At 40.2% G+C, this 24891-nt stretch carries 26 protein-coding genes; 11 read left to right on the top strand and 15 right to left on the bottom strand.

The window, feature by feature from the left end; genetic code table 11:
• The first annotated feature begins 210 nt into the window (after positions 1–210).
• Both ACE1TH_RS06100 and ACE1TH_RS06095 read left to right on the top strand, forming a co-directional pair.
• Positions 211–1389, top strand: a complete 1179-nt coding sequence (locus ACE1TH_RS06100) for a pyridoxal phosphate-dependent aminotransferase (RefSeq protein ID WP_255225273.1) — start codon at positions 211–213, stop codon at positions 1387–1389.
• Between the two features lie 44 nt (positions 1390–1433).
• Positions 1434–2060 (top strand): nucleotidyltransferase family protein, encoded by a 627-nt coding sequence (locus ACE1TH_RS06095; protein WP_255225274.1) that lies wholly within the window; start codon positions 1434–1436, stop codon positions 2058–2060.
• A 54-nt stretch (positions 2061–2114) separates the two neighbouring features.
• On the opposite strand, the gene ACE1TH_RS06090 is transcribed toward ACE1TH_RS06095, so the two are convergent.
• The gene (locus ACE1TH_RS06090) at positions 2115–2249 is read right to left on the bottom strand and encodes a hypothetical protein (protein WP_255225275.1); all 135 of its coding nucleotides are present in this window, start codon (positions 2247–2249) and stop codon (positions 2115–2117) included.
• 107 nt (positions 2250–2356) lie between these two features.
• Positions 2357–2611: a hypothetical protein gene (locus ACE1TH_RS06085; protein WP_099300755.1), complete on the bottom strand. Its 255-nt coding sequence runs from the start codon at positions 2609–2611 to the stop codon at positions 2357–2359.
• Positions 2612–3040: 429 nt separating this feature from the next.
• Here ACE1TH_RS06085 and ACE1TH_RS06080 point away from each other — a divergent pair, with 429 nt between their 5' ends.
• A complete protein-coding gene (locus tag ACE1TH_RS06080; protein ID WP_375078520.1) occupies positions 3041–5134 on the top strand; it encodes an alpha-amylase family glycosyl hydrolase in 2094 nt (697 codons plus the stop codon).
• A gap of 77 nt (positions 5135–5211) precedes the next feature.
• On the opposite strand, the gene ACE1TH_RS06075 is transcribed toward ACE1TH_RS06080, so the two are convergent.
• Positions 5212–6510 (bottom strand): homoserine dehydrogenase, encoded by a 1299-nt coding sequence (locus tag ACE1TH_RS06075; RefSeq protein ID WP_375078519.1) that lies wholly within the window; start codon positions 6508–6510, stop codon positions 5212–5214.
• A 189-nt stretch (positions 6511–6699) separates the two neighbouring features.
• On the opposite strand from ACE1TH_RS06075, the gene ACE1TH_RS06070 reads away from it, so the two are divergent.
• Positions 6700–6939 (top strand): hypothetical protein, encoded by a 240-nt coding sequence (locus ACE1TH_RS06070; protein WP_099300757.1) that lies wholly within the window; start codon positions 6700–6702, stop codon positions 6937–6939.
• A gap of 101 nt (positions 6940–7040) precedes the next feature.
• On the opposite strand, the gene ACE1TH_RS06065 is transcribed toward ACE1TH_RS06070, so the two are convergent.
• From ACE1TH_RS06065 to ACE1TH_RS06050, 4 genes are all read right to left on the bottom strand, one after another.
• Positions 7041–7478 (bottom strand): PH domain-containing protein, encoded by a 438-nt coding sequence (locus tag ACE1TH_RS06065; protein WP_255225278.1) that lies wholly within the window; start codon positions 7476–7478, stop codon positions 7041–7043.
• A 123-nt stretch (positions 7479–7601) separates the two neighbouring features.
• Positions 7602–7895: a hypothetical protein gene (locus tag ACE1TH_RS06060; RefSeq protein WP_099300759.1), complete on the bottom strand. Its 294-nt coding sequence runs from the start codon at positions 7893–7895 to the stop codon at positions 7602–7604.
• A 63-nt stretch (positions 7896–7958) separates the two neighbouring features.
• A complete protein-coding gene (locus tag ACE1TH_RS06055) occupies positions 7959–8255 on the bottom strand; it encodes a hypothetical protein (RefSeq protein ID WP_255225279.1) in 297 nt (98 codons plus the stop codon).
• A 69-nt stretch (positions 8256–8324) separates the two neighbouring features.
• Positions 8325–9758: a DEAD/DEAH box helicase gene (locus ACE1TH_RS06050; RefSeq protein ID WP_375078518.1), complete on the bottom strand. Its 1434-nt coding sequence runs from the start codon at positions 9756–9758 to the stop codon at positions 8325–8327.
• Positions 9759–9904: 146 nt separating this feature from the next.
• On the opposite strand from ACE1TH_RS06050, the gene ACE1TH_RS06045 reads away from it, so the two are divergent.
• The 3 genes from ACE1TH_RS06045 to ACE1TH_RS06035 are packed head-to-tail and all read left to right on the top strand — an operon-like array spanning position 9905 to position 11439.
• Complete coding sequence (locus ACE1TH_RS06045) at positions 9905–10054, top strand: hypothetical protein (RefSeq protein ID WP_375078517.1); 150 nt, start codon at positions 9905–9907, stop codon at positions 10052–10054.
• Positions 10055–10097: 43 nt separating this feature from the next.
• Positions 10098–10610, top strand: a complete 513-nt coding sequence (locus ACE1TH_RS06040) for a ClbS/DfsB family four-helix bundle protein (protein ID WP_375078516.1) — start codon at positions 10098–10100, stop codon at positions 10608–10610.
• A gap of 49 nt (positions 10611–10659) precedes the next feature.
• A complete protein-coding gene (locus ACE1TH_RS06035) occupies positions 10660–11439 on the top strand; it encodes a 3-hydroxybutyrate dehydrogenase (RefSeq protein ID WP_099300763.1) in 780 nt (259 codons plus the stop codon).
• Positions 11440–11521: 82 nt separating this feature from the next.
• Here ACE1TH_RS06035 and ACE1TH_RS06030 read toward each other — a convergent pair whose 3' ends face one another.
• Positions 11522–11992 (bottom strand): peptide-methionine (S)-S-oxide reductase, encoded by a 471-nt coding sequence (locus ACE1TH_RS06030; RefSeq protein WP_375078515.1) that lies wholly within the window; start codon positions 11990–11992, stop codon positions 11522–11524.
• 137 nt (positions 11993–12129) lie between these two features.
• Between ACE1TH_RS06030 and ACE1TH_RS06025 the strand changes: the two genes are divergently transcribed.
• A complete protein-coding gene (locus ACE1TH_RS06025) occupies positions 12130–13344 on the top strand; it encodes an MFS transporter (RefSeq protein ID WP_375078514.1) in 1215 nt (404 codons plus the stop codon).
• A 42-nt stretch (positions 13345–13386) separates the two neighbouring features.
• On the opposite strand, the gene ACE1TH_RS06020 is transcribed toward ACE1TH_RS06025, so the two are convergent.
• Positions 13387–13974 carry a YdhK family protein gene (locus tag ACE1TH_RS06020; RefSeq protein WP_375078513.1) on the bottom strand — a complete coding sequence of 196 codons (588 nt, stop codon included), beginning with the start codon at positions 13972–13974 and terminating at the stop codon, positions 13387–13389.
• Between the two features lie 112 nt (positions 13975–14086).
• Positions 14087–14968 (bottom strand): YitT family protein, encoded by an 882-nt coding sequence (locus ACE1TH_RS06015; RefSeq protein ID WP_373454084.1) that lies wholly within the window; start codon positions 14966–14968, stop codon positions 14087–14089.
• Positions 14969–15128: 160 nt separating this feature from the next.
• Here ACE1TH_RS06015 and motA point away from each other — a divergent pair, with 160 nt between their 5' ends.
• The 3 genes from motA to ytvI all read left to right on the top strand — a co-directional run bounded on the left by motA (position 15129) and on the right by ytvI (position 17953).
• Positions 15129–15935, top strand: coding sequence for a flagellar motor stator protein MotA (motA, locus tag ACE1TH_RS06010; protein WP_099300768.1), 807 nt, complete (start codon positions 15129–15131; stop codon positions 15933–15935).
• A complete protein-coding gene (locus ACE1TH_RS06005; RefSeq protein ID WP_099300769.1) occupies positions 15913–16683 on the top strand; it encodes an OmpA family protein in 771 nt (256 codons plus the stop codon). Before motA ends, ACE1TH_RS06005 begins: the two co-directional genes overlap by 23 nt.
• 139 nt (positions 16684–16822) lie before the next feature.
• The gene (gene ytvI, locus ACE1TH_RS06000) at positions 16823–17953 is read left to right on the top strand and encodes a sporulation integral membrane protein YtvI (protein ID WP_255225286.1); all 1131 of its coding nucleotides are present in this window, start codon (positions 16823–16825) and stop codon (positions 17951–17953) included.
• 39 nt (positions 17954–17992) lie between these two features.
• On the opposite strand, the gene ACE1TH_RS05995 is transcribed toward ytvI, so the two are convergent.
• The 5 genes from ACE1TH_RS05995 to parE all read right to left on the bottom strand — a co-directional run bounded on the left by ACE1TH_RS05995 (position 17993) and on the right by parE (position 24831).
• Complete coding sequence (locus ACE1TH_RS05995) at positions 17993–18529, bottom strand: TraR/DksA family transcriptional regulator (RefSeq protein WP_375078512.1); 537 nt, start codon at positions 18527–18529, stop codon at positions 17993–17995.
• An 82-nt stretch (positions 18530–18611) separates the two neighbouring features.
• Positions 18612–19376, bottom strand: coding sequence for an ABC transporter permease (locus tag ACE1TH_RS05990; protein ID WP_099300771.1), 765 nt, complete (start codon positions 19374–19376; stop codon positions 18612–18614).
• Positions 19373–20296, bottom strand: coding sequence for an ABC transporter ATP-binding protein (locus ACE1TH_RS05985; protein ID WP_255225364.1), 924 nt, complete (start codon positions 20294–20296; stop codon positions 19373–19375). Before ACE1TH_RS05985 ends, ACE1TH_RS05990 begins: the two co-directional genes overlap by 4 nt.
• 134 nt (positions 20297–20430) lie before the next feature.
• Positions 20431–22863, bottom strand: coding sequence for a DNA topoisomerase IV subunit A (gene parC / locus ACE1TH_RS05980; RefSeq protein ID WP_099300772.1), 2433 nt, complete (start codon positions 22861–22863; stop codon positions 20431–20433).
• A complete protein-coding gene (gene parE / locus ACE1TH_RS05975) occupies positions 22864–24831 on the bottom strand; it encodes a DNA topoisomerase IV subunit B (protein ID WP_099300773.1) in 1968 nt (655 codons plus the stop codon).
• Positions 24832–24891: the final 60 nt, after the last annotated feature.

The raw sequence follows: 24891 nt of genomic DNA, 5'->3' as shown, positions 1-24891 counted from the left end.
CATTAATTGTATTTACGTTACATTTTCGATGAAGTTTCATGAATGTGGTAATATTGGAACTAAACTGCATTCTAATCACACTGGCCCCTCAAATGATCGATCGAGATCATAAAAGTTCAAGCTTTCGTAATCACAATATGCGATACTAACAGGAAGTTGTACATATGCTTTCGGTTTCTAAAATCCTTGTTTTACTGGAGGAACTTACATATGCAAAAATTTGAACAATCCAAACTTTTGCAAGGATTACCTGACCAATTCTTTGCAAAATTAACAGCAAAAGTGCGAGATCAAGTTGCAAAAGGACACGATATCATTAATCTTGGGCAAGGAAACCCTGATTTACCTACTCCCTCTTTCATCGTAAAAGCTTTGCAAGAGGCAGCATCTGACCCACTTTATCATCAGTACGGTCCATTTAGTGGACATTTGTTTCTAAAAGAAGCGGTTGCGACATTCTATAAACGTGAATATAACGTAACCCTTAATCCAGAAACGGAAGTAGCGGTTTTGTTTGGCGCGAAAACAGGGCTTGTGGAAATTAGTCAATGTCTTCTGAATGCTGGTGATGTCGCGTTGCTTCCTGATCCAGGTTATCCAGATTACACATCAGGTATTGCTTTGGCTCAAGCGCAAAGTGTTCTTTTTCCTCTTCTTGCTGAAAATGAGTTTCTACCTGATTATTCAGCCATTCCTTCTGAAGATGTTGAAAAGGCGAAGCTCTTATTTTTAAATTACCCAAACAACCCGACAGCAGGTGTTGCCACCCATGAATTTTTTGAAGAAACGGTTCAATTTGCTAGCGCAAATCATATTTGTGTTGTGCATGATTTTGCTTATGGAGCAATCGGCTTTGACGGCGTCAAACCACCGAGCTTTTTACAAGCAGAAGGTGCAAAAGAAACAGGTGTAGAGATGTACACTCTTTCGAAAACGTATAATATGGCAGGCTGGCGTGTAGGTTTTGCGGTAGGAAATGCGTCCGTGATCAATGCGATTAACTTGCTTCAAGATCACCTTTACGTTAGTTTATTTGGTGGCATTCAGCATGCTGCTGCAACAGCGCTTTTATCCGATCAAAAAGAAACGAAAGAGCTTTCGGCTCGTTATGAGAAACGTCGAAATGTATTTATTAATGGCTTAAAACGGATTGGATTAGAAGTGGAAGCGCCAAAAGGCTCGTTTTTCGTTTGGATGCCGATCCCATTAGGTTTTACCTCGGAATCATTTGCAGATTACCTATTAACTGAGGCACATCTTGTCGTTGCACCAGGAAACGGGTTTGGAGAACAAGGTGAGGGATATGTGCGAGTCGGTTTATTAGCTGATGAAGATCGTTTAGAAGAGGCAATTAAAAGAATAGCCAAACTAAAGATAAATGCATGTTAACCATAAAAATAGTAAGCAAGAGTCAAACATACGGAGGTGAAAAAATGGGAAAAATTGCGGCGTTTATTTTGGCGTCGGGGTTTTCAAGGCGAATGAATCAAGACAAATTGATGCTTCCACTTGGTGAAGAACCTTTAGGCTTACGTTCGATTAAAACAGCATTGCAAAGCGAAGTTGACCATGTGTATGTGCTTGTGCAAGACAAGGAAATCCCGTTTTACACTCATTTAAACAAAACAGATCGCTTACAATACATAATGAATCCTCTTGCGAAGGAAGGTCAATCTGCATCTATAAAATTAAGCGCAAAAATGGCGATGAAGGCTCAATTCGATGGGTTGATTTTTCTACTTGCTGATCAACCTTTACTAACACCTAAACACATTAATCGCTTGATTGAGGCATTTCGTCAGGACGAAAAACATGACAAGATTGATTTTGTCGTAAGCGAGCATAATGGCGTCATTCAACCACCTATTTTTTGTAATAAGAGAAGATTTATCGATTTATTATCATTAGTTGGAGAAGAAGGGGCAAAAAAAGTAATCGTTCAAACGGAAGAAAAGAGCGTTACGCGGATTCAATATAAAGATGATGTTGCATTTCAAGATGTTGATACACCTGAAGACTATGAACTCGTGGTAAACGTGTTAAAAAGACAAGAACTTTAAGAGAATGAAAGAAAAAGGAATGGAACAGATAAGAGATAGCGAAGTGGCTATGCGCTATTGAAGAGATTTCGGTTCTTTACTGAAAACGGCTTTAAGTAAAGTAATCTCTGCCCTCTTTAAAGGTCTGTTGAGTTTCTTCTCACAATCACGAATGAGGAGAATTAACATCTCATCTTTTGTCTGTTCCATACTCCCCTCCTTTACAAAGGCTTCTTTTATCATAGTCATATCAACGGTTAAATTCAAGTATTAGCCATAGGTTTTAATTAATCGTTACAATATGCACGAGCGAATAATTAATAACGGTCTAAAATAATCAGTCTTTCCAAATACTCAGCTGGCGAGCTGACGTTTGTTTCTGAAATCTTTCTCATTAATTTAGCCACATGCATTAATTGAAATTTTAATGTCACTTCATTTAAGCTGGATGGTTTGTCCCCTAATTGAAGCCAATCATAAACCATAACAGAATGTTTAATTAGCGTATGTAGAGCGTAAGTTTCTTTATCTCGGTGCTGATTCATATAAGTGGCGCCGATATAATATTCCATGAAGAGCGTTAAATCGTCCTTGCAAAGATATGAAATAATATCATTTTCAAATACTGTGGCTTTACCCGTTTCGTTTAAATGAAACGGAAGATTATTTAATAACCGAACGGTTCTACTAATAAGAGCCCCCTCCTCCCTTATACATATTCATTATTCCTCCCTACCCAACTTTGATTTAACATAAACGTTGGTTCACCTTTTTTTACAATCATCTTAAAACTTTTGATTGGCTGTATGGATATTCGTTCCAATTACCCATTTACGAACTAATTGTCCATCAACTAAAACTAAAAGAACAACTTTCCTCATTCATAAGGGCAATGCTTTTGGTTTTTCCCAAACAACCCCGTCTTTTAACCATTTAAAGGGCGGGGTTTGTTTTATTTATTACATTCTTTTAGAGAGGGAACATCTTTGAAAGGTTCTACTATGATTATAAGAGTGGCATCAATCAGCTTTTTATTCTTCTTTCTACTTTCTTCACCTAAAATTGTTCAGGCTGACGTAACAAATAAAGTCAATTATTCTCAAGATGTAATCTATCAAATTGTCACCGATCGGTTTTCTGATGGAAATCCAGCGAATAACCCTTCTGGAGCCATCTTCAGTCAAACGTGTAGTGATTTGCATAAATACTGTGGTGGGGACTGGCAAGGAATCATTAACAAAATGAATGATGGCTATTTAACGGAGTTAGGCATTACAGCCATTTGGATTTCACAGCCAGTAGAAAATGTTCATGCCCTTCATCCGAGTGGGTATACATCGTACCATGGCTACTGGGCACGTGATTACAAAAAAACAAACCCATACTATGGAAGCTTCGCTGATTTTGACCGATTAATTCAAACTGCACATAGCAAAGGAATTAAAATCATTATGGACTTCACGCCAAATCATTCATCACCAGCCCTTGAAACCAATCCTAGCTACGCTGAAAATGGAGCCATCTATAACAATGGCGTACGATTAGGCACGTATTCAAATGATCCGAACACATTATTTCATCATAACGGCGGAACGGATTTCTCGTCATATGAAGACAGCATTTACCGCAATTTATATGATTTAGCTGATTATAATTTAAACAACAACGTCATGGATCAATATTTAAAAGAATCGATTAAGCTATGGCTAGATGAAGGGATTGACGGCATTCGTGTTGATGCTGTTAAACATATGTCAGAAGGTTGGCAGACGTCCTTGATGAGCGACATTTATACGCATAAACCGGTTTTTACATTTGGTGAATGGTTTTTAGGAGCTGGAGAAGTTGATCCTCAAAATCATCAGTTTGCGAATGAAAGCGGCATGAGTTTATTAGACTTTCGATTTGGTCAAACCATTCGAAGCGTGTTAAAAGATCGAAGCAGCAACTGGTATGATTTTCACGCGATGATTGAGAGCACTGAAAATGATTATAATGAAGTAATCGATCAAGTCACGTTTATCGACAATCATGACATGAGTCGTTTCACTGTGGACCAATCAAAGCGCCAAACGGATCTGGCGTTAGCGGTTATGCTTACATCTCGAGGTGTTCCAACGATTTATTATGGAACGGAACAATACTTAACAGGAGGAAATGATCCTGAAAATCGCAAGCCGATGAAAACGTTTGATCGTTCGACGAATTCCTATCAGCTGATTAAAAAGTTGGCTTCGTTAAGACAAACCAATCCTGCTTTAGGCTACGGAGAAACAACTGAACGATGGATCAACGCAGATGTCTATATTTATGAAAGAACATTTGGCAATCATGTTGTGCTAACGGCTGTAAACAGTAGTAGTAAGAACTACTCCATAAATAGCCTCAACACTTCTTTACCTCAAGGAAACTACGCCGATGAGCTGCAACAGCGTTTGGATGGTCATTCTATTTCTGTTCAAGCAAATGGGTCCGTGAATGCCTTTCAACTACGTCCAAACAGTGTATCCGTCTGGCAGGTCACGAAACCGATTTCTTCTCCTTTAATTGGTCATGTTGGTCCAATGATGGGGAAATCCGGAAATACGGTCACGATAAGTGGCGAAGGTTTTGGCGATAAAAAAGGTAGCGTTCTTTTTGGCTCTTCGTCCTCTGAAGTGGTGTCTTGGTCAAATACAAAAATAGAAGTCAAGGTTCCAAATGTGACAGCTGGCTACGTCGATCTTTCCGTTGTAAGTGCGACGAACAAAAAAAGTCCTGTTTATAGCAAATTTGAGGTGTTAACGGGTGATCAAGTTAGCGTTCGCTTTGCGGTGAACAGCGCTACGACAAATGCTGGAACCAATCTTTATATCGTTGGAAATGTTAGTGAGCTCGGAAATTGGGATCCGAACAAAGCCATTGGCCCAATGTTTAATCAAGTGATCTATAAATACCCGACTTGGTACTATGACATTAGTGTCCCTGCAGGAAAAAAAGTGGAGTATAAATATATTAAAAAAGATCAAAATGGCAACGTTGTTTGGCAAAGTGGCAATAATCGCTCTTATACAACGCCTAATTCAGGTACTGATACCGTTAGAACGGATTGGTAATGAAAAAAGACCCGATTTGGTGCTGCAGACATCGGGTCTTTTTATCGTCCTTTAATAATAAGCGACGCACTGAAACGTTAACCTTTTTGTTCAACCCGATAGTAACTTGCAACGTCAGCAACCGCTTCGAGCTGTTTTAATTTCGCTACTAATTCTTTTATAATAGCTACCGTGGTCGTATGTGTGATTAGAACAACTTCCGCTTGCTCCTGCTGGTCTGCAAGAGGTAGCTGAATTAATCGTTCAAAACTAACATCATGTTGAGCAAAAAGAGTGGTAATTGCAGCAAACGTGCCAGCCCTGTCGTATACATGTAAGCGAATAAAATAAGGTGATTGAATTTCATTCTCTTGTTTAAATGTTGTTTGAAACATTGGCGTTTGATAAGACATACCGTGGACACGTCGCTGGATATTTTTTGCTACCGTTACTAGGTCACTGACAACCGCTGTTGCTGTAGGTAACGACCCTGCACCTGGTCCATAATACATCGATTCCCCCATCGCTTCACCTTCTACAAGCACCGCATTATATTCATTGTGAACATTGGCTAATGGATGCGTATTTGGCAAGAGCGTTGGTTCTACTCGGACTTCAAGTTGTCCCTCGTCTTTTTGAGCTAGCCCGATTAATTTCATTGTATAACCGAACTGCTCGCAATACGATAAGTCAATATCAGAAACAGTCCGAATTCCTTTAACAGATACATCAGAAATATGAACTTGCGTGGAAAACGCGAGTGTCGCAAGGATCGCCATTTTTCGAGCCGCATCAAGTCCATCTACATCTGCAGTTGGATCTGCTTCCGCATAACCAAGTGTCTGCGCTTCATCTAACACATCATCAAACGTTCGCTTTTCCTCTGTCATCTTAGTTAGCATGTAGTTTGTTGTACCATTAACAATGCCCATTACTTTTGTCAGTTTATCTGCTGATAGCCCATCAGTAATTGTACGAATGATTGGTATTCCACCCGCTACACTAGCTTCATAGAATAGATCACAATGCAATTCATTCGCCTTATGTAAAAGGGTTGACCCATATTCAGCCATTAAATCTTTATTCGCCGTTATGACATGTTTCTTCTCCTTTAAGGCACGCTCTACGTATTGATAGGTTTCTTCAATCCCCCCCATTACTTCAATTACGACGTCAATGGACGGATCTTGAATAATTGCGTTAACATCTTCCGTTAATTCTAGAGAAGATAGCCAAGGTTCTCGAGATTTGTGTAAGTCCTTAACAAATGCGCGCTTGATTTCAATCGGACGTCCAATTTGATGAGATAATGTTTCTTGATGCTGCTTAATAATCGATGCGACTCCTGTTCCAACCGTACCTAACCCTAACAATCCAATCTGTATCGCTCTCTCCATGACCATACCACCTTTTGTTCTCTCTGTAAAAACATTTGTCTATTTATAAAGGACATTATAGCGAGTATTTCCATCCTTATCAAGGCTTTTTTCCATTAAAGAAAACGATTGGGCAAATGAATTTGTTTAACTCTTGCTAAACTAGGTTATATAAGACTTGTAATGACAATGATTAAAGGAGTGAAGAACATGGATAAATTGGCTAGTTTAAAAAATGAAAGCTTAGCGCAACAAAAGCTTTTTCAAGATAAGAATTCTCCCGATTTAAATTGGTCTGACCCTGTTTTAGACTCTAAAAACTTAGTGTCAACTTTTGAAGGTATTAATCATAAAGGTTTTGTTGTAAAACGAATTGAAGTCTATCCGTTTGAAAACCTAAATGGGAAAACCACTTATGTTGTAAAAGAAACTGAAGTTACTCCCGCATAAGTAGATGCGGGTTTTTTGTCTAGATTTTTCCGCTATTGATCTCTCTTTAAAACGTAGAGGTATAAACGTTTAAATCAAACGGCATTTTTAAACGTATCCTTTTAGTGGTTATGAAATCGAATACGACTGTTAGATTTTTGGATTTCATTAATAAACACGTCCATATGTTTCGGTGCAATTCGAATAGTTTTATTCTGCCTATAGTGAACAGTGAAGTTCTTTGCAGAAAGCGTTGTATTGTTCACTAGCGGTTGTGAACTTTTCTCTATCACTTCAATATCATGAAGCTCAATCGCTATACGGATGGGTCCTTGTTTAACGATTAGCTTTTTTTCAGTTAGTAAGTATGACGTTCCAAACCGCGTCCAAATGGTGTAAATTCCTAGTGGGAGTATGAAACCATATATGAGTATGACCGTTATGTCGTCATTTTGATGGCTTGTATGTATAAACGGATAAGAGATGCTAATGTACAGGCAAATGATTCCGATTAATAGGACTAACACACTATACCAGTCTTTCCTTGCCTTAAATTTCAATCAAATCGCTCCTCTGACTATGTGCGTGTTTATTTTGCTACGATGTGTGTGCTAGTAGACATTTTATAATACTAAGAATGTAGGGGTCTTATTTGATTCGTAATTTGTGACAGTACATTATGGTTAAAGATCTTTTTTCAACACGTATAAGAAAAAACTTTTTATGATGACGATTACAATCAGTGCTGGGACAACGCCGAAAGAAAGCAGTATTGGTGCCATCATCCCCCACGGACCGTAAAGACCGCCTAATACTATTCCAGTTATGATGCCCATACTAGCGATAGTTAAAAAAGTAATTCCCTCTGGTTTCCAGCCTACTTTTGAGCTTTTTCTTTTTTGGATGGCGTAAACAATAAAATAAACAATTAATACAAAAGCAATCCCTAGAATTATGCCAATTAGATCATCAGACATCGTATTCCTCCTCTTTTAATAAGGGTACCCGCGTCTTGATGGTTGAAACGTACTACTGAATCGTTATTCTCCCATTGCTCCTGCCTCTTCTACCTCAAAATGAAGGCAATAGATCAAATAAACCGAAATGAGTAGACCTATAAGAACTGCAACCCGCCAAACCATTTGCTCAACATATATGAACGTGAAGACCATACTTATAAACCATACACTCGATAAAGCAATGTTTTTCTGTTTGCAGCGCTTACTTAGCTCGTTTTTTTTATGACAGTGAGGGCATCTTACTTGGGTGAATTCTCCTCTTAAGACGTTTAGCACCGCGATTTCTTCCCTACAATGGTTACATTCTCTATTTTTCATTGGCTTCCACCTTTCTCCTTTCCAATTAATGAAGCAAAGAACCGTTTCCCACGAAAACGGTTCTTTCTTTTATTTCTTTGCCTGATGTACTTTTAGCTGTTTTCCTTTGACTGTCGATTTACGTAAGTGTTCGAGCACATGTGTTCCTTTGTTGTTTAAAATTTCCACAAAGCTCGCGTTCTGCTCAACGGTAATAATGCCGATATCGCTTGCGTCTACGTTCGGAATGGACGTAATCGTCCCGACCAAATCACCAGCACGGATTTTCTTTTGCTTTCCCCCGTTTAAATAAAGCTTCATAATGCCTTCATTAATTTTTTTCTTTTCTTCTTTTACATGTGTAACGTTTTTATCTCGATAAAATTGCTGTTTTTGTTTAATCGAAGCATGTGGAATGTCTTGAAAAAGAAAGGAAAAGCCTAGTTGTTGTTCAAATTCAGCCAACGCTCTTAGCTCGTCTGTTGTCACAAGTAAAATCGATTTTCCGACCGCGCCATTACGCCCGGTTCGTCCAGTTCGATGAATATAATGTTCAATCGATTGAGGGAAACTTGCGTGAACGACAAGAGCTAGATTATGAACATCAATTCCTCTCGCTGCGAGATTTGTTGATAGCGAATATCGAACGTGGCCAGATTTAAATTGATTCATCACGCGTAAGCGCTCTTCCTGCCTCATGCCACCATGCAGCTTTGCAAGCGATGGCGTCGTCGTTTTCATTTTTTGAAAAAGGTGGTCAACATCTCGTTGGGTTTCGCAAAAAATGAGCGCATTGTCTGCCTCTTCCTTGTGTAGCACATCAAGGATTACATCGTTTATTTGCCGTGTCGCTTGAACCGCCATATGCTGAATAGCAGGGGTGTCATTTGTTTCTTCGTTTTTCACATACACAGGGTCTTCCATTATGTTCTCAATGAGAGTTTCCACTTCTTCTGGGAACGTAGCAGAAAACAACAGTTGCGTTCGTTCTTTCGGCAATCGTTCAAAAATAGCATCGACTTGTTCTAGAAACCCTTTATTAAAAAGCTCGTCCGCTTCATCAATGACTACATATTGAAGCTTCGATACATCCAGTGTTCCTTTTTGTAAATGGTCAAGAACACGGCCTGGTGTTCCAACAACGACATGAGTTTTTTGCTTTAGGCTTAATTTTTGTTTTTCATAAGACTGTTTTCCGTAAATGGCTTTAATCTGGAGCCGTTTAAAGCGCCCGATTGCAGTTAGATCCTCTTTCACTTGATCCGCCAGCTCACGGGTTGGTGTTAAAATTAAAGAATGTACTTTATTCTCATCCCAATCTATTTTTTCACATAAAGGAATGCCATAGGCTGCTGTTTTACCACTTCCTGTTTGCGATTGAGCAACAAGATCCTGTTTTTCTTTATGAAGCAGCAACGGAATCACCATTTGCTGAATAGAAGTTGGACTAGTATAGTGTAAGAAAGATAGAGCACGTTTAATTTCGCTACTTAATGGATACTGAGAAAATAGTTTTTTATTCATACGACACCTCACACCCTTAAGCATACTCTATTTATCGCTAAATAGAAAAGCGATCCTGTTCATTTTATAATAGTCAATTTCAGGATTGACTACAGAATTTACGTGTGGGAATGTCAACTACGTTACAAAAGGTTAGGTGATTTTTCATGGAAGGCATACAACAAGGACCCTTTTTACTAGTAGCGATTGCCTTTATCGTGTTGATGTTTGCGCTTATCCGTATCATTGTCCGGATCGTTTTTGCTTTATTTAAAAAATTAATTCAGTTGTTTCAACAAGTACGACCAAATAAATAGTGGCGAAAACTTGTCTATATACTAGTAAAAGGTGGACTGTTACATGAGTGAAGGCATGTTAAAAGAAAAACTACTAGCGGATAATGAAATGCAGTTTGAAGCTCTTTTAAACCTTATAAAATCTGTACCCGCTCGAAAAAGAACGTTATCTGTGGATTCCAGTGATCGTGATAAAAATTTTCGAGACGTCATCATGCACGTATATGAATGGCAGGCAATGCTCGAGCGCTGGTATCGTGAAGGCATGGATGACGATTCCCCTTTCATGCCCGCACCTGGGTTCAAATGGCGCAATCTACACTCTCTCAATCAACAGATATGGGAGGCGTATCAAGAGGTGACCTTGAAGCAAGCGCTTAAAAAAGTAACATTAAGCCATGAGAGAGTGACGGCTTTAATTAAACGCCACACTGAAGAAGAACTCATGACGAAAAAGTACTACAAGTGGACAAAAACCAGTAGTTTGCATACATATTTTGCCGCGAATACGTTGAGTCATTATATATGGGCGTTAAAGAAGTGTAAGAACATTGCGGTGAAAATTCAAAGAACATGATCTACATCAATTCTACATTCTATGGTAGATGAATCTGGAGGAATCCTTTATGACACGTTCAAATCAAGTGGTTTTAATAACAGGAGCCGCAAGTGGAATTGGTTTTGAAATTGGAAAACGCTTTGCCTCAAATGGTGCAAAGGTGATGTTGGCTGACCGTGATGAAGCTGGATTAACACGTGCCAAAGCCTTTTTTAACGAGCAAGGTTATACAGCAAGTGTTGTTCTTACTGACATCACACAAGAAGAAGATGTGCAACAAATGATTGAAAAGACCGTCAATCAATTCGGACGGTTAGACGTTTTAATAAACAATGCTGGCATGCAGCACGTTGCTCCAATTGAAGAATTTGAAGTGGAACGGTACCGTTTGCTTATTGAGATTATGCTTGTTGGACCGTTTTTAGCGATTAAATATGCTCTGCCGATTATGAAAGAGCAAGGTTTTGGACGCATTATCAATATGTCTTCTATTAATGGGTTAATAGGTTTTGCAGGAAAAGCCGCTTATAATAGTGCAAAACACGGCATCATCGGCTTGTCTAAGGTAGCTGCTTTAGAATGTGCTGAGTCCAACATTACGGTGAACTGCATTGCACCAGGGTATATCGACACCCCACTCGTACGTAATCAAATGAAAGATTTGGCTCGAGCGCGCGGCGTGGATGAACAAAAGGTGTTAGAAGATGTCATCTACCCGCTTGTTCCCCAAAAACGTTTAATCACCGTTGAAGAAGTCTCAAGCATGGCTGTTTACCTATCAACGGAAGAAGCCCGAGGCATTACCGGGCAAACGATGGTCATAGATGGTGGCTATACGGTGCAATAAAAGTAAATTTTTATACCAATTTGAAAAGATAATTATGAATGGTAGGATTGTACCCCTATCATTCTTCTGGCACCAACATTTCCTACAGATACTTTTTCAAAAGCGTCTCAGGGATATGGCAATAATCGTCTGGGCATCGAGTCAATCGATTTTGGTGTTCCTCTGCGCTGCGTATGTAGTTTGTCAGTGGTAAAACCTCCACTACGATCGAACCTTTATCCTCTCTTGTATGGATAAACGCTTTCGCTTGATCAAGATGAGCAATCTTTTCACTATAAACGCCTGTGCGGTATTTTTTGCCGACATCTTGTCCTTGTTGATTAAGGCTATATGGATCAATGATTTCGAAAAAATAACCCATTAATTCGTGAACAGTGACTGTAAAGGGATCGTATGTTGTTTTGACACATTCTGCATAACCGTCATAAGGTCCTGCGAACGTCTGCGTTGTGCCATTTGCTCTTCCAGCTTCAGTTGATGTGACGCCAGGTAATGTTTGAATGAATGCTTGCACACCCCATAAACAGCCCCCGGCAAAATAGATGACTTCCATCTGTCTACGCCTCCCACTTTTTTTATCATTGTACATGCACAACCCTCATTCTGCTACCTTTCAGTAAAAAGCTCTTGCGTGTGACTTTACGTCACACCTTATGCTTAGTGTATCTTCATGTTGAAAGGATGAATGAAATGAATCAATCACTCTTTAAAAATCGCCCCTTTATCTTTTTGTTTATGGCAAGTTTTTTAGCGATTATTGGCTATAGCATGTTCTTTATGACAACGACATGGTTTGTGATTTCAGATCTTGGGTCAGCGCGTTCATTAGGAATCATTTTAATTGCGATGACGGTCCCAAGAATTGTCATGATGGCGTTTGGTGGGGTCATTGCAGATAAATTTAAGAAAACGACTATTATGTTTAGCACAAGTTTCATTCAAGGGATATCCGTATTAATCGTGTTTTTCTTTCATCAAGCAGGTGAATTACGCTTTGAATATCTTCTTGGATTAGGGCTTATTTTTGGTACATTAGATGCTTTTTCAGGACCTGCTGGTACATCGCTTATACCGAAATTGGTTCAAAAAAGCCAAATTAAGCAAGCGAACGCCATCATTCAAGGGCTTGGTCAAATTGGTTTTGTCGTTGGTCCTATCATTGCAGGAAGTGTGATGGAATTTGGCGGGGTAACAACAGGCTATCTCGTTGCTGCGATCATTGTGCTCTTGTCTGCTTTCTTTATGTTTCCACCATTCTTAAAAGAAGGTCCAGTAGATAATACGGTCAAACAAACGCCGCTTAAAGATTTACTAGAAGGGTTTTCTTATGTAAAAGCGAGTAAATTTTTAGTTACAGGTATTCTTATTTTAATTACGCTAAACTTTTTTGCTTTTGGAGCGATTTCTATTGCCATTCCCATTCTTGTAGAAACATATGGTGGAACGCCTATTAATTTAAGTTATATTGAAGCGGGCTTAGGAATTGGTATGCTTGTCAGTACAGCCATTATCGGAACGGTAAAAATTCGCCGTCGCGGCTTGACGTCGATCCTCGGCTTAATTGCGACACTTGTCGTAGCCGTTGCTTTTAGCCAGATTCCAAATTTAGCTGTGTTAACGGCACTTGCATTTTTACTTGGTTTTTCAATGACCTTTGTTTCCATTCCTTTCTTTACGTCGGCTCAAGAAGATACAGATCCACGCATTATGGGCAGGGTCATGAGTATTGTCTTTCTTGCTATGAATGGATTTGATCCTCTTGCGTACGCGGGTGTGACATTTCTAGTATCCAGAGGGATTGATATTCAATCGATTATTCTCACGTTTTCACTTATTGGATTATTCATTGCGTTTCTCCTTTTATGGAAAGGCAAAACCTATCGAAAACATAAATCAATCTATTAAAAAAAGTGAGCAAAAGCTCACTTTTTTCTACATCATCTATCCTTATTCGACAGCCGTTAATTCCTCTTCAACGACCCATTTATGATTCTGAACTTCTTCTCCATCTGTTGTGGTAAAATCAACCATATAAACGGTTGTACTCTGTGCTGAATCAATTTCCGCTACAGCACCTTCCATCCCTGTCATATGAGAGGCGTCCATCGATGCTTCTTCACCGATTTCGAGAGGCTCTTCCCCCACTTCTACAAATTCTTCATGTACGACCCATTCATGATCTTCCACTCGTTGACCGCCATCTGTCGGATCATAAGAAACCGTATAGACGGTCGTATCAAACGCTCCTGTTATTACGACCTCAACACCGTTCATTTCCGGCATATGCCCGTCTTCAATATAAGCTGTCGTTCCAACTGGAAACAACGAATCTTCAGCCTCTTCTAAGCCTTCGGGTATTTCGCCTGAACTTGATAAATCCATTTCATGCCCAGCATGTTCATCGCTCGCTTCATCATGCGTGTCATGTTTCTCAGCGGTTTCAGAGGTATCGTCTGTTTCTCCATTTCCACATGCAACAAGGGTAAAGGTTAGTCCGATAAGTGTTGCTGCCACTATAGAGTTATTTTTTCGCATATGTAAACCTCCTAAAGTATTTTCATAAATATACCATACCCTCGTATAGTATTATAAGATGGATTATTAAAAATGAGGATTTATCACTAGTGCAAGCCATATAGAATGACAGTTAATGATCGTCTTTTCGTTTAAATGTTGATCCCCTGGACTCATGTGCATTAATGATCGTGAAAAAGGCATGCTTGTCTACCGCATAAATGGCTTTTTTGAGCTGCATAATTTCCATTCGCTTCACGACAACATAAAGCACATCTTTTTCGTCACCCTCGTAACCGCCCTGTCCTTTTAACCTTGTGACTCCTTTTCCTAATCGCTGTGTGAGAATATTTGTTAGTTCATCGTAGTGACTTGATACGATCATGACCGCTTTTGTTGAATCTAACCCTTCTACAACGGTATCAATGGCTTTCGCAGCAACATAGTACGTCAGCACCGAGTACATCGCATTCTCTATACCAAATACAAACACTGCCCATGCAAAGACAAAGATATTAAAAACGAGGACACATTCACCGACTGTGAACGGCAATCGTTTTGTGATAAGTAAGGATAAAATTTCTGTACCGTCCATGGCACCGCCATTTCGAATGACGATCCCAACTCCAATTCCTAATAACAGCCCACCAAAAATGGTTGCTAATAAAGGGGTATCTGTAATGGGCGCAAAGTGAAACTGATGTAAGATCGCCTCGGTTGCGGCTAATCCAATGATTCCGAGAAGAGAGTAGACGAAAAAAGATTTTCCTAAATGTTTATAGCCTATGTATAAGAAAGGAATGTTCAAGAGAAAGACGAGTAATCCGAAATTAATTGACGTTATGCGGTTTAAGATTAAAGATATCCCAATAATTCCACCGTCGATAATGTTATTTGGTAATAAGAATAATTCAATCGCGACAGCAGCAAAAATAGCACCTACAATCACAAGTAGCCATCGAACTGAAGAGTAAGATCTCAACGTAAACGCCTCCCTCTCTTTTACTATGGTCAATTGGAGAATTATTATGCAATATTACCCATGTATGGATCATCCTTTAGACTCAATTCATGTGAACAAATGATGAAATTCGTGTTCTTACTTCAATGTCGAATGGATTGAACCGATTTAATGAGTAAGGCAAGTCTTATATTTTTAACTAAAGGAGACATTCATGGATAAGTCGTCATACATTGGTATTTTTCTAGGTTTTTGCACAATCGTACTTGGTATCCTTTTAAAAGGGTCAAGTCTTGAAGTTTTACTAAATCCTGCAGCAATTGTCATCATCTTACTAGGAACGTTCGCTTGTGTGTTCATTGCGTTTCCTTTTGACGATATTAAACGAATTCCAAAGCTTTTCCGCGTTCTTTTTTCAAATAGAAAAGACGAAACCCAAGAGGAGATCATTGAACATTTTGTTGAGTATGCATCCATATCTAGACGAGATGGCATGCTTGCGTTGGAAGGCAAAATCGACGAGATTGAGGATCCTTTTTTTAGACAAGCGATTCGTATGATGATTGATGGCCAAGATCCTGATTTTATTCGTCATGCGATGCACGAGCGCATTGATGCAATGCAAGAGCGACATGCTTCAGGAGCTGCTATCTTTAGTCAAGCTGGCACGTACTCGCCAAGCTTAGGCGTTTTAGGAGCAGTGCTCGGTTTAATTGCTGCTTTAGGAAATTTAGACGATATTACGATGCTAGGGGAATCAATTGCCGCTGCTTTCGTTGCTACGCTGCTCGGAATTTTCTTCGGTTACGTACTTTGGCACCCTTTTGCAAACAAATTAAAACGAAAGTCAAAGGTTGAGGTTTTACATCAACATATGATTATTGAAGGCACGATTGCGATTATTAACGGAAGCTCTCCTCGTTCAATCGAAGAATACTTAAGTGTGTATCTAGAAGAGAAGAAACAACATCGCGTAAAGGGAGGAGTCGAGAGTAAAAATGTTGCAGAAGCGGAGATCTAGATCGCGGTCTGAAGATGAGCATGTGGATGAATCGTGGCTTCTACCTTATGCTGATATGCTAACGTTATTAGTTGCGTTGTTTATTGTGTTGTTTGCCATGGGTCAAGTCGATCAAGCAAAATATGATGAATTACGCGTTGTCCTTTCTGAAACCCTCGGTGGCAAAGGCATTCTTGATTACCAAGATTCGATCGTTGAAGACGAAAGCCCTACCGAAGATTCAACCATCTCGACAGAGCTATTAAGCGAAGCAGCGAAAGTTGAGAAATCCGAACTGGAGCAACTGCAATCCCAGCTTAATGGCTACATAGAGGAAAAAGCACTGGCTGACCGTTTGCAAACGGAGCTCGGTGCATCCGGGTTGCTTATTACGATTAACGACGGCATTTTGTTTGATTCTGGAAGCGCCGAGCTACGACAAAACTCTCATGAGCTAATGGAACAATTGTCTGCAATGCTTGCTTCTGACCCTCCCCGCTATATACAAGTATCTGGACATACCGATAATGTTCCGATGGCAGGAGCAACTTTTGAATCTAATTGGGATTTAAGTGGCGCTCGTGCATATAATGTAATGAAGCTATTCTTAGAATCAAATTATTTAGAGGCGCATCAACTCTCTTATACAGGATACGGTGAATATCATCCAGTAGCGTCAAATGACACGACAGAAGGAAGAGAACAAAATCGACGCGTTGAAATTTTGGTCCTTCCATTGGAAAACTTAACTGAAGTAGAATCATCGTAATGTAAAACACCTAGATCTCGCTACGTGAATGTTATGCGCGCGATGTCTAGGTGTTCTTGTATAGATTTGACAGTAAAATAAGCGCTCTTATACAATAAGATAAAAGAAAGCTTACTTGTCGTTGGAAGAAGGTGTGTCTTTGTCTAAAGAAGTTGGTTGGATGGTTTTACGTACATTCATAATCATTCTTTCTCTTATTTTGTTTGGCTGGCTCGTTGCTAGACTGTTTTCCCTTACATATCCATTCTGGTTTGCGGCATTATTTGCATGGATGCTCCAACCGGTTGCCCGTTTTTTTCAATATAAATTGAAATTTAACAAAGGATTTGCAAGTTTATTTGGTTTATTAGGTGGCATCTTAGCAATAAGTGCGGTTCTAACAGGAATTGTGTTTCTTGTGTACTTTAGTTTGCGCCAGTTTTTCGAACAAGTTCCAACTTGGATTGAAGAAGGTGCTGAAAAGATACAGATCTTCTTTAATGAAACGATTTTGCCGTTATGGCACCAATTCCTTCAAACGTTCGATCAGTTCGATGCAGGTGGCACTAGTCCACTCTCAGAAGGGATTAATCAATTAGGGACCTCGATTAGTAATCTTGTCGGTGATCTCGGACAGGCTGCGCTAGATCTTATTGGAAACATTCTTATTGGTCTTCCAAGTTTTCTAGTTGCTTTTCTGTTTATTATCTTAAGCATTTATTTTATGGGAAAAAGCTGGAGTTTTTACCAATCGGTCTACGATCGTCACATTCCTCGTAAAGTTCGTACTAAAGGAAAAGAGTTTGTACAAGCAACACGGATTCGTTTGTTCGGATTTATTCGTGCTCAAATCATTCTCATGATGGTTACAGCGGTGATTGTGTTTGTAGGCTTGCTGATCCTCAACGTGGAAAACGCTTGGATGCTAGCGATTGTTGTTGGGATTGCTGAATTGCTGCCTTATTTAGGAACTGGGACCATATTAATTCCGTGGTTTGTGTATCTTTTCGTAACAGGAGATATTTCAGGGGGATTAGGCATCGCTATTCTATATGTCATCATCGTGATCATTAGGCAAATGCTCGAACCGAAGATTTTGTCGACAAATATGAATTTAAATCCCGTAGCGGTTTTAATTTCACTTTTTGCCGGACTGCAGTTGTTTGGCGCTTTTGGACTTTTCTTAGGTCCGGTATTACTCGTGCTAATCGTCATCCTCAATGACATCGGCTTTTTTCGAACGGTTATTCATTTTATTCGTTTCGGTTTTGATGATACAAAAGCAAATTAAAAACAAGCCACTCACTAACCGGAGTGGCTTGTTTTTTTGTTATTGATTGCTTTGTTCATCTGTTTTGTCATCATAATGGTGATCGGCATCAGCTTCTCCGGAATGCTCATCTGCATCTTGTTCGCGTTCTAATTCTCTGGTTGTTTCTGTATCACGATCAAGTTGTGCATGATGCAATCCTACTGCGCGATCTTCTTCACTACTATCAGCGAAGGGCTCTTCCGCTTCTTCCTGGGCTTCCGTTGTTCGTTTTGCATAAGGAAGTGCCTCTAACCGCTCATACGGGATTTCTTTTCCAGTATCCACACAGATCCCGTACGTTCCTTCTTCCATGCGCTCTAAGGCTTCATTTATTTCTGAAAGACGTTGTTCATCCGCTTCGTTAATCGTCTGCGTCCGTACACGGTCTTCATATTCTGAAGCTGTTTCAGCTAAATGATTATCCACACCTCTGGCAATATCACCACGGGTTTCAGACATTTCTCCTTCAGGTGTCGACGTTCGATTTTCTATTGATGCTTTCATTGATTCCAATTCTTTTTTCAAAAATTTTAATTGATCATTCGTTAATGACATAAGCCATCCTCCTATCGTATATAGTCTACTGTTCCCTGATCATTCTTTGTTCAAACAAATAGACATGGGAAGACGACGGACATTAAATGACATCACGCTTTTTGAAAAGAATGTGCCCAAGAATGAGGAAAAGGATGCTATGTCCTAGTATAAAGAGAACCGATTGCCATAAACCATCAAACGGCGCTGAGAACATTTGCAGTTCAAAGATATTAATTAAATCAACATGGGTTAAGACAACCCACTTCGGCCATTCGAAAAACTCGTTCAGAGTCGTAAAAATACCACCAAAAAAATAAGGGATAAGCGCAACGACAATCGTAATAGCTGTGTTTCGAGTCAGTGTCGCAATTAAAAGGGCAAGTGTAAAATAAAAAGTCATCCCAGGTAAAGAATACAACATAAATCGAAGGGTTGTTAGAAACCCTTCTCCCCACGACAAGCTAGAATCACCGTTAAAGAGAATCATATGCACGGGGTAGATGACGAGACTCATAGCGAGATAGAGTCCTACACCAATTAAAAGAGTTGTGAACCATTTTGCAAATAATAGGGTGTGACGCGAAACAGGACGGATTAATAACTGTTTAATCGTTCCAGAGCGAAACTCCCCTGCAACAGCACCTGTCATTTGTATTACAACGTAAATGTTAATCATTTGCGCAAGTGTCGTAAAACCAAGAACGAGAAAAAGTTGACCTAACAAAACAGTTCCAGCAAACGAATCTGCCAGTAGCGTAAGGCCGGTTCCTAGCAATAGACTTCCAAAGAGGACGATAAGAAAGATCCATATTTTTCGTCCATACCACGCTTTTTTAAACTCATTTTTCATTAATGAAAGCATCATAATGACGTCCCTCCCTTTTCTTCTGTTAAGGAGAAGTACGCATCTTCTAAGCGTTTCTTATACGATAAGCTGTAGACCGATAACGATGCTTGACTGAGTTTATGAATAACGTTTGGAATCTCTTGAAACGATACATTCTTAATCTCTAAATGTTGCTCGATCTGTGTCACGTCCCACTTTTCTTTTAAAAGCTGTTCGGCTTCTAGAAGCGGCTGTACTTCAATTGAGACTGTGACGGTTTCCGATTCTTCTTTCATTGCCTTCACACTTACTTCATCGACGAGCTGGCCATTTTTAATAATGACGGCACGGTCACACAACATCTCAATTTCACTTAGCTGGTGACTCGAAACAAGTAATGTTACTTCATCTTTCGTAGCAAGTTGTCTTAGGTAGTCCCGTAAATCTCTTATGCCTTGAGGGTCTAACCCATTCGTTGGTTCGTCTAAAAGCAAAACGCTCGGGCGATGCAAAATTGAAATGGCAATGCCTAGGCGTTGTTTCATTCCTAGTGAATAAGACTTTACTTTTCTATGTATTGCATGTTCTAAATCTACAAGTTTTACGACTTCTTCCATTCGTTCTTTCGTGATAGGCCGTGGGCTCATATCAGCAAAATGCTGCAAGTTTTGCATGCCTGTTAAATAGGTATATAAATCCGGATTTTCAACAATGGCGCCGACATGTTCTAACGCTTGCTCGCGATTTAAAGATAAGCTATTCCCTTCAATATAAACCTCCCCGTCATCTGGCTTAATGAGAGAAACCATCATCCGAATGGTCGTCGTTTTTCCAGATCCATTTGGTCCTAAGAATCCATAGATTTTACCCCGTTCCAGTGAAAAGGATAAGTCTTGAATCACAGGCTTTCCACCGAGTGACTTACTTAAATGTTCAACGACCAAAGGGTACGCATTCATTTCCATCATGTACACTCCTTTCATTTCCAATTACAGTCATTATACGCACACTTTTCACTTGACGTACAGAAAGACGGCTCAAAAAAGCACGACTGCAGCTTGTTGCTACAATCGTGCTTTCTGTATATCTATTCTTACTCTGTTGTATCAATGACGACTTTTAACTGTTGTGCTTTTCCTCGTTCATTCTCATCATATGCGTAGGAACCGTTCGAATAGCGATCGGCGCGGCGGTACGTGCTAGGGTCAACCAGCACACGCTCATCTTGATCGGTTTGAATCATAAATTGTTTTGTTTCTGGTGTAATCTTTTTAAAGCCGACTAAGCGGTGTGGGTTTGATTTTAATTCTCGCAGTAAAACCGAACCGCGTTTGTTTCGACTTGATTTTTCAAATTCGGTAATCGGCATGCGCTTAACCGATCCTCTTTGTGTAACACAAAGGAATTCAACCGTGTCTTCCAGTTCAAACGTTTCAAAACCAACGATGAAATCATCAGGTTTTACGTTCATTCCCTTCACACCAGCTGCTCGTTGTCCAACGAGAGATACATCGGTTTCCGAAAACCATAAGCCATAGCCTAAATGTGTTGCTGCGAAAAGTTCTTTCTTGCCATTTGTTTTTTCCACAGAAGCTAACGCGTCATCTTCTTTAAGTTTCAGCGCCATAAGTGGTTTTGAATGACGTTGGGCTTGATATAATTTTAATTCTGATCGTTTAATCATCCCATTACGCGTTATAAACAGTAATGACTCTTCTGTATCAAACGATGAAACGATCATCGATTCAACCAGTTCGTCATCGGGATCAATCGGAATTAAATTGGCAATATGCTGACCATCATCTTTCCAGCGTATATCCGGGAGCTGATGAATTGGCAAATAGAGATAGTTGCCTTTTTTTGTGAAGAGAAGAAGGACATCTGTCGTAGATGCGACTTGGGATTGTAGCACCGTATCACCTGTTTTCATACCAGGTGCATCTTTGCTTGATGCTGTATAAGAACGAAGGCTTGTCCGTTTCACATATCCTGAGTGCGTAATCGTGACGCGTACATCTTCTGTGGCAACGAGCTGATCCATATCAATCTTTAGTTCTTCGATTTCTTCTTTAATAACAGTTCGACGCTCAGAATGAAACTGCTTCTTCACTTGTAGGAGCTCTTTTTTTATAACGCTAATTAATTTTTTCTCACTTGCAAGAATCGCTTCCAGTTCAGCGATACGCTTTTTTAGTTCATCTGCTTCGTGCTCAAGCGTTGTAATATCAGTATTTGTTAAACGATAAAGTTGCAAATTAACGATCGCTTCTGATTGCGGTTCGGTAAAGGCAAACTGGTCTTGAAGGTTTTGTTTTGCATCTTTTTTATCTTTTGATGCGCGAATGACCGTGATGACTTCATCTAGAATGGAAACAGCTTTGATGAGGCCTTCGACAATGTGGGCACGCTCTTGTGCTTTTTTTAGCTCAAATTGCGATTTTCTTGTGAACACGTCTTTTTGGTGGTCGATGTATGCTTGCAACAGTGGTTTAAGACCCATAAGTTGTGGCGTTTTTTTATAAATCGCCACCATATTAAAATGATACATCACTTGCAAGTCGGTATGCTTAAACAAGTAGTTTAAGATGGCATTTGGTTCCGCTTCTTTTTTTAATTCCACGACAATCTTCATGCCTGTCCGATCGGTATCATCTCTTACTTCGGCGATGCCATCTACTTTTTTATCAAAGCGGATTTCGTCCATTTTCTTAACAAGGTTGGCTTTTACGACTTCATATGGGAGTTCAGTGATCACGATTTGTGTGCGGCCGCCTCGTACTTCTTCAAAAGCGGTTTTCGCACGAACAACGACTTTCCCTTTTCCCGTTTCGTACGCTTTGCGAATGCCATCCAAGCCTTGGACGATTCCGCCGGTTGGAAAATCAGGCCCTTTAATAATTGTCAAAAGGTCATTAATCGTTGTATCTGGTTTTTCCATTAAACGAACAGCGCCATCAATGATTTCTGGTAAATGATGAGGAGGGATATCCGTTGCGTACCCTGCGGAGATCCCAGTTGAACCATTCACTAAAAGATTTGGGTACATGGCAGGCAACACGACTGGTTCTTCAATGGAGTCGTCGAAGTTTGGAATATAGTCTACCGTTCCCTTGTCCAGATCCCGCATCAGTTCGGCGCTAATTTTTGATAAACGAGCTTCTGTATAACGCATCGCCGCGGGTGGGTCGCCATCGATCGAACCGTTATTCCCGTGCATATCGATGAGAAGTTGGCGTACTTTCCAATCTTGACTCATACGAACCATTGCATCATAGACAGAACTATCACCATGAGGATGATAGTTCCCAATAACATTTCCGACGGTTTTTGCCGCTTTTCGATAAGGTTTGTCAGCGGTATTTCCATCTGTATACATCGCATACAAAATACGACGCTGCACTGGTTTCAACCCGTCCCTTGCATCAGGTAGCGCTCGTTCTTGAATAATGTACTTACTATATCGACTAAAGCGATCTCCGATGACATCTTCTAAGGGGAGATCAAGGTACTTTTCTGCTTTTGCCATTTATGCTTCCTCCCCTACATGAAGGTTTTCATTTTCTAAGATGTTCGTCTCTTCTTCTAAACCAAATGCGACGTGGCTTTCTATCCATTTCCGTCGGGGTTCTACTTTGTCACCCATTAAGGTTGCTACATGTCTTTCTGCACGAGCAGCATCTTCTAATCGAACGCGGATGAGTGTGCGTGTCTCAGGATCCATCGTTGTTTCCCAAAGCTGTGTGGCATTCATTTCGCCTAAACCTTTATAGCGTTGAACCGTTGAACCTTTTCCAATCGTCTTTAACGCTTTTTGAAGTTCAGTTTCTTCCCACGCATATTCGACTTTCTCTTTCGCCCCTGAACCCTTGCTCACTTTATAGAGAGGTGGCAACGCAATGTAAATTTTGCCACTGTCAAGGAGAGGTTTCATATAGCGATAGAAGAACGTTAGCAGCAATACTTGGATATGCGCTCCATCTGTATCTGCATCCGTCATAATCACAATTTTGTCGTAATTGCAATCTGATAAGTCAAAATCAGCGCCAACACCAGCGCCAATCGTGTGGATGATTGTACGGATTTCTTCGTTTTTCATAATATCATCAAGTTTTGCTTTTTCTGTGTTAATGACTTTGCCTCGTAATGGTAGTACAGCTTGGAATTTCCGATCCCGTCCTTGCTTTGCTGAACCACCAGCTGAATCTCCCTCGACTAAATAAAGCTCATTTCGCTCAGGGTTTCGAGATTGTGCAGGCGTTAACTTCCCGCTCAACAATACATCTTTTCGCTTGTTTTTCTTTCCATTCCGAGCATCTTCACGAGCTTTACGGGCGGCTTCCCGTGCTTGAGCTGCTTTAATGGACTTTTTGATTAAAGAAGTCGCAACCGTTGGATTCTCTTCTAAGTAGTAAGAGAGCTGCTCTGAAATAATGGCATCGACTGCTGGTCGGGCTTCTGCAGTCCCGAGCTTGCTTTTCGTTTGACCTTCAAACTGAAGTTTCGCTTCCGGCACACGAACCGAAATGACAGCGGTAAAGCCTTCACGAATGTCTGAACCATCCAGTTTTTTATCTTTCTCTTTAAGTAAGCCGACTTTTTTCGCATGTTCGTTCATCATTCTTGTTACGGCCGTCTTTGCACCAAGTTCATGAGTTCCACCATCACGTGTCCGAACATTATTGACAAAGGATAAGACGTTTTCAGTGTACGCATCATGAAATTGAAAGGAAAAGTCCATTTCAATCCCGTTTGTTTGCCCTGAAAATGACACAACAGGATGTAACGGTTCTTTTCCTTCATTTAAATAATCAACAAACGCTTCCAAACCGGTTTCAAATTGAAAGAGTTCTTCCATTTCTTTTCCTGTTCGTTCGTCTTTTAACGTAATCGCAACACCGCGTAATAGAAATGCCGCTTCTTTTAATCGTTCAGAAAGCATTTCCGTATTAAAATTTACGCTTGAAAAAATGGACTCATCCGGTTTAAAGCGAACGATCGTCCCAGATCCTCTTGTTTTACCTTTTTTTTCTAACGTTGTAACGGGTTTCCCGCCCTTTTCAAATCGCTGTACATAACGGTGGCCATCCCGTTTAATATCTACTTCTAACCAACTCGAAAGGGCATTAACAACAGAAGCACCTACGCCGTGTAAGCCGCCACTTGTTGCATAGCCCCCTTGACCAAATTTACCACCAGCGTGCAAAACGGTAAAAATAACTTCTGGCGTCGGCTTGCCAGATCGGTGCATGCCGACTGGCATTCCTCTTCCTTCATCTTGGATGGACACGCTCCCATCTTTATGGATCGTGACATAGATGGAAGCCCCATGCCCTCCTAACGCTTCATCTACGGCGTTATCGACAATTTCATATACGAGGTGATGCAACCCACGTGCATCGGTAGAACCAATATACATTCCTGGTCTTTTACGGACTGCCTCGAGCCCCTCAAGTACCTGGATGGAATCATCATTATATTCATGTTGTTTTGCCATTCCGTTCCCCTTCCTTATTAGCAGCCCACATATGAGTACAAGTGTTCTGTAAAAAGAATA

Origin of the sequence: Shouchella sp. JSM 1781072 (assembly GCF_041949915.1) — a bacterium.
Taxonomy (GTDB): domain Bacteria; phylum Bacillota; class Bacilli; order Bacillales; family Bacillaceae_D; genus Shouchella.
Note: the sequence above shows the minus strand (reverse complement) of the source record. Positions and strands in the feature narration are given on the sequence as shown.

What these genes read in the sequence shown, in the direction of transcription:
- ACE1TH_RS06100 (WP_255225273.1), top strand. Translation starts at nt 211, where the DNA reads ATGCAAAAATTTGAACAATCCAAACTTTTGCAAGGATTACCTGACCAA.
- ACE1TH_RS06055 (WP_255225279.1), bottom strand. Translation starts at nt 8,255, where the DNA reads ATGAAAAATAGAGAATGTAACCATTGTAGGGAAGAAATCGCGGTGCTA.
- ACE1TH_RS06005 (WP_099300769.1), top strand. Translation starts at nt 15,913, where the DNA reads ATGTTGCAGAAGCGGAGATCTAGATCGCGGTCTGAAGATGAGCATGTG.
- ACE1TH_RS05985 (WP_255225364.1), bottom strand. Translation starts at nt 20,296, where the DNA reads ATGAATGCGTACCCTTTGGTCGTTGAACATTTAAGTAAGTCACTCGGT.
- parC (WP_099300772.1), bottom strand. Translation starts at nt 22,863, where the DNA reads ATGGCAAAAGCAGAAAAGTACCTTGATCTCCCCTTAGAAGATGTCATC.
- ACE1TH_RS06035 (WP_099300763.1), top strand. Translation starts at nt 10,660, where the DNA reads ATGACACGTTCAAATCAAGTGGTTTTAATAACAGGAGCCGCAAGTGGA.
- ACE1TH_RS06070 (WP_099300757.1), top strand. Translation starts at nt 6,700, where the DNA reads ATGGATAAATTGGCTAGTTTAAAAAATGAAAGCTTAGCGCAACAAAAG.
- parE (WP_099300773.1), bottom strand. Translation starts at nt 24,831, where the DNA reads ATGGCAAAACAACATGAATATAATGATGATTCCATCCAGGTACTTGAG.
- ACE1TH_RS06025 (WP_375078514.1), top strand. Translation starts at nt 12,130, where the DNA reads ATGAATCAATCACTCTTTAAAAATCGCCCCTTTATCTTTTTGTTTATG.
- ACE1TH_RS06075 (WP_375078519.1), bottom strand. Translation starts at nt 6,510, where the DNA reads ATGGAGAGAGCGATACAGATTGGATTGTTAGGGTTAGGTACGGTTGGA.
- ACE1TH_RS06040 (WP_375078516.1), top strand. Translation starts at nt 10,098, where the DNA reads ATGAGTGAAGGCATGTTAAAAGAAAAACTACTAGCGGATAATGAAATG.
- ACE1TH_RS05995 (WP_375078512.1), bottom strand. Translation starts at nt 18,529, where the DNA reads ATGTCATTAACGAATGATCAATTAAAATTTTTGAAAAAAGAATTGGAA.
- ACE1TH_RS06030 (WP_375078515.1), bottom strand. Translation starts at nt 11,992, where the DNA reads ATGGAAGTCATCTATTTTGCCGGGGGCTGTTTATGGGGTGTGCAAGCA.
- ACE1TH_RS06095 (WP_255225274.1), top strand. Translation starts at nt 1,434, where the DNA reads ATGGGAAAAATTGCGGCGTTTATTTTGGCGTCGGGGTTTTCAAGGCGA.
- motA (WP_099300768.1), top strand. Translation starts at nt 15,129, where the DNA reads ATGGATAAGTCGTCATACATTGGTATTTTTCTAGGTTTTTGCACAATC.
- ACE1TH_RS06050 (WP_375078518.1), bottom strand. Translation starts at nt 9,758, where the DNA reads ATGAATAAAAAACTATTTTCTCAGTATCCATTAAGTAGCGAAATTAAA.
- ACE1TH_RS06080 (WP_375078520.1), top strand. Translation starts at nt 3,041, where the DNA reads ATGATTATAAGAGTGGCATCAATCAGCTTTTTATTCTTCTTTCTACTT.
- ACE1TH_RS06085 (WP_099300755.1), bottom strand. Translation starts at nt 2,611, where the DNA reads ATGGAATATTATATCGGCGCCACTTATATGAATCAGCACCGAGATAAA.
- ACE1TH_RS06020 (WP_375078513.1), bottom strand. Translation starts at nt 13,974, where the DNA reads ATGCGAAAAAATAACTCTATAGTGGCAGCAACACTTATCGGACTAACC.
- ACE1TH_RS06060 (WP_099300759.1), bottom strand. Translation starts at nt 7,895, where the DNA reads ATGTCTGATGATCTAATTGGCATAATTCTAGGGATTGCTTTTGTATTA.
- ACE1TH_RS05990 (WP_099300771.1), bottom strand. Translation starts at nt 19,376, where the DNA reads ATGATGCTTTCATTAATGAAAAATGAGTTTAAAAAAGCGTGGTATGGA.
- ACE1TH_RS06090 (WP_255225275.1), bottom strand. Translation starts at nt 2,249, where the DNA reads ATGGAACAGACAAAAGATGAGATGTTAATTCTCCTCATTCGTGATTGT.
- ACE1TH_RS06045 (WP_375078517.1), top strand. Translation starts at nt 9,905, where the DNA reads ATGGAAGGCATACAACAAGGACCCTTTTTACTAGTAGCGATTGCCTTT.